Annotated in this window: 8 protein-coding genes; 4 read left to right on the forward strand and 4 right to left on the reverse strand. The window is 63.0% G+C overall.

Features of this window, described 5'->3' with window-relative positions; genetic code table 11:
- From AC1DT3_RS04620 to AC1DT3_RS04635, 4 genes are all read right to left on the reverse strand, one after another.
- A partial coding sequence (locus AC1DT3_RS04620; protein WP_477464069.1) for a calcium-binding protein occupies positions 1 to 1,700 on the reverse strand: 1,700 nt, incomplete at its 3' end.
- A gap of 268 nt (positions 1,701 to 1,968) precedes the next feature.
- Positions 1,969 to 2,268 carry an antibiotic biosynthesis monooxygenase family protein gene (locus AC1DT3_RS04625; protein ID WP_477464070.1) on the reverse strand — a complete coding sequence of 100 codons (300 nt, stop codon included), beginning with the start codon at positions 2,266 to 2,268 and terminating at the stop codon, positions 1,969 to 1,971.
- A gap of 17 nt (positions 2,269 to 2,285) precedes the next feature.
- On the reverse strand, positions 2,286 to 5,273 hold the full coding sequence (gene polA, locus AC1DT3_RS04630) for a DNA polymerase I (RefSeq protein ID WP_477464071.1): 2,988 nt from the start codon (positions 5,271 to 5,273) through the stop codon (positions 2,286 to 2,288).
- Positions 5,274 to 5,339: 66 nt separating this feature from the next.
- Entirely contained in the window at positions 5,340 to 6,548 is a 1,209-nt protein-coding gene (locus AC1DT3_RS04635; RefSeq protein ID WP_477464072.1) for an ROK family protein, read from the reverse strand.
- A gap of 223 nt (positions 6,549 to 6,771) precedes the next feature.
- Here AC1DT3_RS04635 and xylF point away from each other — a divergent pair, with 223 nt between their 5' ends.
- From xylF to AC1DT3_RS04655, 4 genes are all read left to right on the forward strand, one after another.
- Positions 6,772 to 7,818: a D-xylose ABC transporter substrate-binding protein gene (xylF, locus tag AC1DT3_RS04640; RefSeq protein ID WP_477464073.1), complete on the forward strand. Its 1,047-nt coding sequence runs from the start codon at positions 6,772 to 6,774 to the stop codon at positions 7,816 to 7,818.
- A 162-nt stretch (positions 7,819 to 7,980) separates the two neighbouring features.
- Positions 7,981 to 9,279, forward strand: a complete 1,299-nt coding sequence (locus AC1DT3_RS04645; RefSeq protein ID WP_477464074.1) for a sugar ABC transporter permease — start codon at positions 7,981 to 7,983, stop codon at positions 9,277 to 9,279.
- 11 nt (positions 9,280 to 9,290) lie between these two features.
- Positions 9,291 to 10,070: an ATP-binding cassette domain-containing protein gene (locus AC1DT3_RS04650; RefSeq protein WP_477464075.1), complete on the forward strand. Its 780-nt coding sequence runs from the start codon at positions 9,291 to 9,293 to the stop codon at positions 10,068 to 10,070.
- A 127-nt stretch (positions 10,071 to 10,197) separates the two neighbouring features.
- The gene (locus AC1DT3_RS04655; RefSeq protein WP_477464076.1) at positions 10,198 to 10,947 is read left to right on the forward strand and encodes an SDR family NAD(P)-dependent oxidoreductase; all 750 of its coding nucleotides are present in this window, start codon (positions 10,198 to 10,200) and stop codon (positions 10,945 to 10,947) included.
- The last annotated feature ends 97 nt before the right edge of the window (positions 10,948 to 11,044 follow it).

The raw sequence follows: 11,044 nt of genomic DNA on the forward strand, positions 1-11,044 counted from the left end.
GTATAGGAGAAATAGGTTATGACGGTATCGAGGCCTTCACCTGCCTCTTCCGAAATCTTGTCAATGGTATCGATGACGTAGGTGTCGTCGCCGGTGCCGCCTTTCATGTCGTCGTCGCGCGCGCCACCGTCGAGCCAATCGTTGCCCGATCCGCCGACGAGCGTATCGATTCCGGCGCCACCGTAGAGATCATCGTTGTCTTCGCCGCCGTCGAGATAATCGTTCGCGGTTCCACCCGTCAGGGTGTCGTTTCCGGCCTGCGCGCGAATCTCGTTGCCGTCGTCGTCGCCGATGAATGTATCGGCATGAGCGGAGCCGAGGAAGCCTTCGATGCTCCAGTAGCTATCGCCTTTCGCGTCGCCATCATTCTTTGACAGATCGAGCAGATTGACCGTTACGCCGCCATCGGCGAGGCCGTAATTGGCGAAGTCGAAATTCTCGCCCCCGTCAAGATGGTCGGCCCCCTCGCCACCGCTGAGGGCGTCGCTGCCATCTGAGCCGTAGAGAGTATCGTTGCCGGCGCCGCCATGCAGGAAATCTTCGCCTGCGGAGCCGCCGAACTGCTCGTCACCTGCATTGCCGGTCCATTCGATGCCCGCCGCGCGAGGATCGAAAATCTGCGCCTTGACGTGGCCCGGGGGCGCACCATTGCCGCCGCCGTCGTCCGACCATCCCACGACAAAGCGACCATCGGAGAGAGCTGTGATCGACGGGTTGTCCTGCCGGCCAGCCATTTGATCGGGGTGGACGCTGAACGCGTCGCCGTTGGGAGCGCCATTGCCATTAAATGCGCGCGCGACAACATTCTGGGACGCGGTTTGCTCGACTGCGATGGCAAAGCCGCCGTCGGTGAGCGCGGCCACCACGACTTTTCCGTAACGTTGCCCGGACATCAGCGTCATCTCCGTGCCCGCTTGCCCGAAGATGTCGTAGATGATGGCCTTCACCTGATCGGTCCCGAAGGGGTCCGAAGCGGCGTAGGTGAGAAGAACCTTTCCATCTGCGAGGGCCGTCACGCTCGGTGAGGATCGGATGAAGACCAAATCGACGGGGATGCGCCATTCATTAGAGACGGTCGTAGCGGTATAGGTGCGCATCAGAATCGCATTCGTGGCTTCCAAAGTAGCCGTGACGAAGAGGCCCTGAAAAACGCCGGCATCGGGCACGGCGACGGACGGGGATTGGTACGTCCCGCCCTCAACACCAGTCCGACCCTGAGCGCCGCCGTTCGCGTCGTACACGGCATTCGAAATGCCGGTTGTGGCATCGTACCCGAGATGCGACACGACGAATCCGTCGCCGTATGCGGCAATCGAGGGCTTCGTCTGGTCGCCCGCGCCGATGCCGACGCCGAAATCCCTCGCGGGAGCCGATCCGTTGTTGTCGTAGACTCGTGCACGAACATCCATGTTCGTGCCGTTGAAGGACGAGAAGGCAACGGCGAAACCGCCGCCCTTGAGCGCGGTGACCACAGGATCGATCTGCGTTGCAGCGTCGTCCGAGTTTATCTTGAACGGATCGCCCTTCTTGCTTCCGTCGGCATTGAAGAGCTGCCCCCACACATCCGAATCGGCGCCGTCGTGTTCGACCCACACACCGACAAACGTCCCGTTCTTGAGAACCGTCAAGTTGGAACGGTACTGCTCGAATTGTTCATTGCTGGCGGAGATCTTGGGTCCCCAGAATACAGGTTGCGGCATGCGAAAATCCTTCTGGTCCTGACCCGAAAAGGGCGCTCGCCGAACGACGGCGCACGACAATGGGATCCACGCGAGGTCCCTGAGGATCTCACTAGGGGAGATGTGAAGGATCCGACCTAACCGAAGAGATAGGAAATTGCGGCAAACGCCTGCTTTGAAGCCAAACTGTGTGTGAAAACACCCAGCCGTGGCGTGCGTCGGGCCGATCCACGGGAGCCGCTGCTCGGACGACTATCGCCGCGCCCGGTCCGGCGTTACTTATCCCGGATCAACAGCTCTCGAAATCGCCGATCCGGGTTTCACGCTCGGTGAGTTCATCAAAGCGGCGGTCGAGCGCCGCATAGGCCTCAGCGTCGGCTGCGTGCATGGCCTCGAACGCCGATCGGGTTTGCCAGCGATCGATCGTGACATAGCGGCCCGGCCGAGTCTCGTCGCGCAACAATTCGGTGCCGCGATAGCCTGCATGACGCTGGAAAAGCAGCGCCCAGTCACCCGCGGGACCATACGCGGTCTCGAAGGCGGATTGACGCGCCTCCGAGACGTGGAACTCCCAGATGATGACGTGCATGCGCAAAACTCGTTCGTTCAATGCGCCTCGTCCCAGTTCTGCGCGGCGCGCGCATCGACGGCGAGCGGCACGCGCAGATGCACCGCTGGAGCGGAAGCATCCGTCATGACGCGCGAGATCACCGGAAGCGTCGCTTCCACCTCTTCGTCGGGCGTCTCGAACACCAGTTCGTCGTGCACTTGAAGGAGCATGCGCGCCGACAGTCGCTCGGCCCGCAGCGCGTCTTCCATGCGCATCATGGCGCGGCGGATGATGTCGGCGGCGGAGCCTTGGATCGGCGCGTTGATGGCTTGGCGCTCGACCGCGGCCCGCTCCGATGGATTGCCCGATCTGATCTGCGGGTAATGGCACACCCGGCCGAAGATCGTCGTGACGTAGCCGTTGTCGCGGCACGCTTTCTTGGTTTCGTCCATATAAGCGCGAATGCCTGGAAAGCGTTCGAAATACTGCTTGATGAAGGCAGCCGCCTCGCCGTGCGGAATGCTGAGGCGCTGAGCGAGGCCGAAGGCGGAAATGCCATAGATGATGCCGAAGTTGATGGTCTTCGCCTGGCGCCTGAGATCCGACGTCATCTGATCGAGGGGAACGCCGAACATGGCCGACGCTGTTGCCGCGTGAATGTCGATTCCCTTCGCGAAGGCCTCGCGCAATTGCGGGATGTCGGCAATATGCGCCAGGATACGCAATTCGATCTGGCTGTAATCGGCCGAAATGATTTTCGATCCCTGCGGTGCGATGAAGGCGGTGCGGATCTTGCGCCCTGCTTCCGTACGGATCGGAATGTTCTGCAGGTTCGGTTCAGAGGAAGAAAGACGTCCCGTCGTCGTCGAGGCGAGCGAGAAGCAGGTATGCACACGGCCCGTTTCCGGATTCATGTGTTGCTGCAGCGTGTCGGTATAGGTCGACTTCAGTTTGGCGAGTTGGCGCCATTCCAAGATCTTTTCGGGGAGCAGATGCCCGGCCTGCGCCAACTCGTCGAGCAGCGTCGCGGGTGTGGCCCATTGGCCGGACGCTGTCTTCTTGGCGCCGGGAAGACCCATCTTGCCGAAGAGAATGTCGCCGATCTGTTTCGGGCTGCCGAGAGCGAATTTTTCGCCGGCGATCTCGTGGATTTCGCTCTCGAGACGGGCGAGGCTCTGGGCGAAGTCGCCGGAGAGCCGAGAGAGAATCTGACGATCGACGAGAATGCCGCGCATTTCCATGCGCGCCAGCGTGTCCACCATCCGCCGCTCCAATGTCTCGTAGACGGTGGCGCGTCGCTCGGCCGGAAGCCGCGGCTTCAGGACCTGCCACAGCCGCAATGTGACATCGGCGTCTTCCGCGGCGTAGGCCGTGGCTTTGTCGATCTCGACATGGTCGAACGTGACACGGCTCTTGCCCGTGCCCGTGACCTCGTTGAACGAGATCGGCGTGTGCCCGAGGTGCCGGCGGGACAATTCGTCCATGCCGTGCGATCCCTTGCCCGCGTCGAGCACATAGGATGCCAACATGGTGTCGTCGAAGCCGCGCACTTCGATGCCATGGCGCTTCAAGATCACCCAATCGTATTTCAGGTTCTGGCCGATCTTGAGGATCGAGGGATCCTCGAGGACCGGGCGGATCGCATCGAGCGCGGCGGCCTCGGGCAATTGTCCGGGTCGCAAACCTTCTCCGAACAAATCGGTTCCGCCGCGATGTTTCAGCGGCACGTAGCAAGCCTTGTTGGGCTGAAGCGCGAGAGAAAAGCCGACGAGGTCGGCGAGATTGGAATCGATGTCGGTCGTCTCGGTGTCGAGGGCGAGGTAGCCTTGTTCTCGCGCCTCGCGCATCCAATCCTGCAGCCGCTCGAGCGTGGTGACGGTCTCGTAGGCGCTTCGGTCGAACGATTGCGAAGACGCCTCCGTGGCGCGTTTCGCCGCGAGATCGCCTGGGGTCGCAGCACCGTTGACGTTCTTGGGCGCAACACTTGCGGACCCCGCCGGGATTTCTTCGGAACTCGCCGTCTCCGGACGCCCTTGCCAGGTGATCGCGTCGCCGCCGGGCATCAGACGCGGATCGGGTTCGATGTCGGTCGGATCGGTCTCATAGAGTTCGGCCACGCGCCGCGTCAGCGTGTTGAACTCCATTGCTTTCATGAAGGAGAGCAATGGACGCGGATCGAGATCGGGAAGCGGCAGCGCATCGAGGGAGAGCGGCAAGGGCGCTTCACAGTCGAGGGTGACCAGCTTTTTCGACAGGCGCGCATTGTCGACGTTGGCGAGCAATGTCTCGCGGCGCTTCGGCTGCTTGATCTCGGACGCACGGGCGAGCAGGGTTTCGAGATCGCCGAATTCCTTGATCAGCTGCGCGGCGGTCTTCAAGCCGATACCGGGAACGCCGGGCACGTTGTCGGAGGTGTCGCCCATGAGCGCCAGCACGTCGCCGATCTTCTCCGGCGGAATGCCTTCCCATTTCTCCGTGACTGCGGCCTCGTCGAGATTGCGCTCCGGCCGGTAGCCGGGCTTGCCCTTGATGCCTGATTCGAAATCGTAGAAGCACACCAGCGGTCCCACGAGCTGCATCAGGTCCTTGTCGGACGAGATGATGAGCACGTTGGCGCCGCGCGCCTTCGCCTCCTGCGTATAGGTGGCGATGAGGTCGTCGGCCTCGTAGCGCAATTGTTCGATGGGTTCGAGACCGAAGGCGCGAATGGCTTCGCGCATCAGCGGCATCTGAACCTTCAAGTCATCCGGCGGATCGGGACGGTGGCCCTTGTAATCCTCGTAAAGCTCCTTGCGGAAGGATCCTTCGGACTTGTCGAGAACGATGGCGAGATGCGTCGGCTTCAGCCCAGCCGCTCCGTCGCGGACGAACTGCAGAAGCTTCGTCACGAACAACCGCACGGCGCCGGTGGGCATACCGTCCGAAATGCGGCTGTTGTACTTCGAGTCCTGGTTCATGGACTGGAAATACGAGCGGAAGATGAAGGACGAGCCGTCGACGAGGAAGACATGATCGCCGGCGGCGACAGGACGAGAAGAGGCCATGGAGGATCTGTCGTGAGAAAGGGGATCTCCACAGATAGTCATTCGGGAGCCCGCTGGCTATGCCGATCAGGCCGCCTTCAACCGGGCAAGATCGAGGTCGAGTTCCCGCAAGGCCTGCATGACGACGCCCTCGGTGAGGAGATCCATGGAGGATTCGACCACCTGGATCGTGGCGAGCGCTCGCAATTCGGGAATCGTCTGGGTTTCGAGCGCCGCCTCGAAGGAGGGGCGCAGGAGATCCATGGCGCGGGTGCCGGGCCCGCAGATGACCACATGATCGGGCTCGAGGGTCTGGATCAGGATGCCGACCGCATCGCCCAAAACCTCGCCCGCCTCGCGGAAGAGATTGCCGAGAGCGGTATCTCCCGATCTCGCCTGGGCGACGAGGGCGCTCATGGCTTCTTCGCTCGGAAGCAGGATGCTGGGGGCCGGGCGATGGTCGATGAGCTGCGCGTCTCGGTGCAGGGCATAATCGGCGAGGAACGCCTCGATACAGCCGCGTCCGCCGCACCGGCATTGCGGTCCTGATCGGCGCAGACGGACATGGCCGAATTCGCTGCCGCCGAAACGCGCGCCGCGATAGAGCTCGCCCTCGATGAGAAAGCCGAGGCCGACGCCATCGCCCACCATGAGACAGGCGGTGCGGCCGGCGCGAAGAGCAGGATCACGTTGTGCGATGGCGAAGGCCATGGCGCTGGCGTCGTTCTCCATCAACACGGGTAGGTGAAGCCGGGCGCCAAGTCCCGCGGCGAGCGGAACATCGCGGATGCCGAGGACCGGACTCCAGGCCACGATGCCGTCCCGTGTGTCCACATAGCCCTGACATGCGAGCCCGACGGCTTTGACATCCGGCGCTCCGGATTCCTGCGCAAAGGACGTGATCGCCTCGGCCAGCATGTCCATCAGGGCCTCGGCCGTCAGATTGCGCAAAGGTCGTTCGATATGGCGGCTGGCGCGATTCTTTCCGGCGCTGTCGACGAGGCGCAGCTCGATCCGGTTGAAACCCATCCAGACGCCGATGACGCTTCCGAGGGTCTCGGCGAAATAGAGCCGGACTTTCGGACGTCCCCGGAACAGGCCGGGTGTGGCCTCCCCGGATTCCTCGGCGATCAATACGCCCTCGTCGACGAGGCTCGCAGTCAGCTCGGAGACGCTGGCCGGGCTCATGCCGAGATGCTGGCCGATCTCGACCCGCGCCATGGCGCCTTCCCGGCGCAAAACGTCCAGGAGGCGGCGGCGGGCGATCTCTCGCGCGGTCAGGGAGGGAAGCGACATGCTCTCTTTTTTGTTCATTTATCGAATAAAACAAGCGGCAAGTTAGGCTTGTTCGACCAAATGCTAAGGTTGTGACGCCTTGAAAGCGGACCCGTCCCGGATAATTAATTCTGCGGTCGAAGAAACAATTCGCAAGGATTCGCCCGTGCCCGCGGCGAATTTCCGGCCATATACAACCAAAGGGCAACGCGAGGGAACGCGCCTGCCCGAGGAGGAAATCCCCATGTCGTTCAAGAAGCATGCGATGATCAGCCTCGCCGCTCTCGCCCTTTCGGCGTCGGCGGCTTATGCGCAGGGCAAGGGCCCTGTCGTAGGTGTCAGCTGGTCGAACTTTCAGGAAGAGCGCTGGAAGACCGATGAAGCGGCCATCAAGGCGGCTGTCGAGAAGGCCGGTGGGACCTATGTGTCCGCCGATGCGCAATCCTCGCCCGCAAAGCAGCTCACCGATATCGAAAGCCTGATCTCCCGCGGCGCCAAGGCGCTGATCATTCTGGCGCAGGATTCCGACGCGGTACGCCCGGCGGTCGAAAAGGCCGTGGCGGAAGGCATTCCGGTCGTCGGCTACGATCGCCTGATCGAGATCCCCCAGGTGTTCTACCTGACCTTCGACAATGTCGAGGTCGGTCGGCTCCAGGCGCGTGAAGTGTTGAAGGCCAAGCCCGCCGGCAACTACGTGTTCATCAAGGGCTCGGGTTCCGATCCCAACGCCAACTTCCTCTTCGCCGGTGCGATGGAGGTCCTCAAGCCCTCGATCGATTCCGGCAAGATCAAGAATGTCGGCGAGGCTTACACGGACGGCTGGCTCCCCGCCAATGCGCAGCGGAACATGGAGCAGTTCCTGACCAAGAACAACAACAAGGTCGACGCGGTCGTCGCCGCCAATGACGGCACCGCCGGCGGCGCCATCGCGGCGCTCGCATCGCAGGGTCTCGCCGGGTCCGTGCCGGTCTCCGGCCAGGATGCCGACAAGGCGGCGCTCAACCGCGTCGCTCTCGGCACGCAGAGCGTCACCGTCTTCAAGGACGCGCGCGAACTCGGCCGCAACGCGGCGGAAATCGCCGTCGCCCTCGCCGGCGGCAAGAAGCTCGCCGAAATCCCGGGCGCTCAGGCGTGGGATCAGGGTGCGAAGAAGCAGAAGATGACGGCGAAGTTCCTCACCCCCGTCGCGATCACCAAGGACAACCTCAACGTGGTCATCGATGCCGGTTGGGTCACGAAGGACGTGGTCTGCCAGGGCGTCAAGAAGGGCAGCGCGAAGGTCTGCGACTAAGCGACTTCCGCCTCCACCGTTCGGCACTATGCGCCGTCTCCGTGTCATCCCCGGCCGGAGGCGGCGAAGCCGTCGCACAGGACGGGGTTCCGTGAACCAAACCACCGGAACCCCTTCTTCGTTTCACTCGCCGGGGATGGCACCTTCGAACAGCACGACATCATGACCGCACCCGTCGCCACGTCAGCCACTTCGCCGAGCACCACGCCCGGATCGCTCTTCTCGAAGCTCGAAATCGACGTCCGCATGATCGGCATGCTGGCCGCGCTCGCCGTCATCTGGATCGGCTTCGACGTTTTGTCCGGCGGGTTCTTCCTGACGCCGCGCAATCTCTGGAATCTGTCGGTGCAGACGGCCTCGATCGCCGTGATGTCGACGGGAATGGTGCTGATCATCGTCACCCGCAACATCGATCTTTCTGTCGGCGCCATTCTCGGCGTCGTCGGCATGATCATCGGCGTTGCGCAAGTGCAATGGCTGCCGGCTTGGCTCGGCCTCGAGCATTGGCTGATCGCCCCGTTGGCGGTTCTCATGGCGGTCCTCATCGGCGGCGCCATCGGATTGTTTCAGGGCTGGCTGATCGCCTATCTCGCGATCCCGTCCTTCATCGTCACCCTCGGCGGCCTCCTGGTGTGGCGCGGCGCGGCGTGGTGGGTCACCGCCGGCCAGACCGTCGCGCCGATGGACACCCGGTTCAAGGCTCTCGGCGGCGGCGTCGAGGGAGCGCTCGGCGCGACGACGACCTGGATCATCGCGGCCGTCGCGTGTGGCCTCATCATCGTCGCTCTCGGGCTCGCCCGTCGTCGTCGCATCCGTTTCGGCTTCCCCGTGCGGCCCGGCTGGGCCGACGCGGTGATCGCCGCCATCGCCTGCTCCGCCGTGATCGCCGGAGCCACGATCTTCAACGCCTATCCGCTTCCCGCCGGCACGGCGCGGGCATGGGCGGAGACAAAAGGCATCCCGTGGCCGGAAGGCGGATTGTTCGTGCCGCAGGGGATCGCGCTGCCTGTGGTGATCGCGATCGTCGTCGGATTGTGCATGACCTTCCTCGCCAAGCGCCTGCGCTTCGGACGCTATGTCTTCGCCATCGGCGGCAATCCGGAGGCGGCTGAACTCTCCGGCATCAACACCCGCTGGATCTTGATGAAGGTCTTTGGCCTGATGGGTCTGTTGTGTGGGATATCCGCCTGCATCTCCACCGCGCGTCTGAATGCGGCGACGAATTCTGCCGGCACGCTCGACGAATTGTATGTGATCGCGTCCGCCGTCATCGGCGGCACGTCGCTCGCGGGAGGCGTCGGCACCATCGCCGGCGCCATGCTCGGCGCGCTCGTGATGCAATCGCTGCAATCGGGCATGGTGCTGCTCGGGGTGGATACGCCCCTGCAGAACATCGTCGTCGGCGCCGTGCTCGTGCTGGCGGTCTGGGTCGACGGGCTCTACCGTCGCCGCATTCGCTGAAGGAGGCACCCATGCAGCAACATGATGCGACACCTCTCGTCGAGATGCGCGACATCTCCATCGCCTTCGGCGGCATCAAGGCGGTGGACGGCGTTTCCGTCGATCTGCGTCCCGGCGAAGTAGTCGGCCTGCTCGGCCATAACGGTGCCGGCAAATCGACGCTGATCAAGATCCTGTCCGGCGCCTACCGTCCGGACAGCGGCGATATCTACGTCAATGGCGAGAAGGCGGATATCGCCACGCCGCGCGACGCAAAACGCTACGGGATCGAGACGATCTACCAGACGCTCGCGCTTGCCGACAACATCGACGCGGCCGGAAACATCTTCTTGGGGCGCGAGATGCAGACGCCCTATGGCACGCTCGACGACGCATCGATGGAATCGGAAACGCGCAAGGTCATGGCGCGCCTCAATCCGCATTTTCGTCGCTTCAAGGAACCGGTGAAGGCGCTGTCGGGCGGACAACGTCAATCGGTTGCCATTGCGCGTGCGATCTACTTCAACGCACGTGTCCTGATCATGGACGAGCCGACGGCAGCGCTCGGACCGGCCGAGACGCAACAGGTCGCCGAGCTCGTACTGCAACTGAAAAAGGAAGGCATCGGCATCTTCCTCATCAGTCACGACATCCACGACGTCTTCGGCCTCGCCGACCGCGTCAGTGTCATGAAGAACGGCAAGCTCGTCGGTTCCGCAAGCGTCAACGACGTCACGCAGGACGAGGTGCTCGGCATGATCATTCTCGGCAAATGCCCGCCCGGCGCGACGCCCGGCCCCGGGGCGAGCTGAGTTTTCTTGGAACGGTGCCGACAGCCGGGCGTTCGCACGTTATCAGCGTTCGACGCCCATCGGTGGCGCCGCATCTCTTTCCCGCACTCGAAAAGGCGAATGATCGCCATCGCAAAAGGCTGAATTCATGACGACCATCTACGGCTCCCTCAAGGGCAAGACCGTTCTCATCACCGGCGGCGCAAGCGGCATCGGCGAGAGCATCGCGGTGGCTTTCCACGCACAGGGCTGCAAGGTCGGCATTCTCGATTACAATGCTGAGGCGGGAAAAGCCTTGGCGGCGCGCCTCGGCGAGCGGGTCCATTTCGAGCACAACGATGTGCGCGACGTGCCGGCCTTGCAGGCGGCCATCAAGCGCGTGAGCGCCGCGCTCGGCCCGATCACCATCCTCGTCAACAACGCTGCGCGCGACGATCGTCACACCATCGAAGAGGTGACGCCCGAATATTGGCGCGAGCGCTTCGCCACCAATCTCGACCACCAGTTCTTCGCAGCGCAAGCCGTGCTGCCCGACATGGAAAAGGCCGCCGAAGGATCGATCATCAACATGGGCTCGACGAGCTACATGGCGAGCGAGGATTCGTTTGCCGCATATAAGACCGCGAAATCGGCAGTCGTCGGCCTGACCCGCGCGCTCGCCCGTGAACTCGGCGGCCGCAACATCCGCGTCAATTCCATCGTGCCGGGATGGATCATGACACAGCGCCAGATTGATCTGTGGCTGACGCCGGAGGGAGAGGCCGAATTGCTCAAGCGCCAATGCGTGAAGCGTAAGCTCGTGCCCGAAGACGTCGCGAAGGTGACCCTGTTCCTCGCCTCCGACGATGCCGGCGCGATTACGGCGCAGAGCTATCTGGTGGATGGCGGCTGGGTGTAGGAAGCGTCGTCAGGGTGACAGAGCGCTTCGCAACTTGGCATCTGTTTTCAACCGTTCCTGAAAGCGCGGGATCAGCGTCGTCATCATGAAGCCCTGC

It is taken from the genome of Microvirga sp. P4_G7 (genome assembly GCF_056401005.1).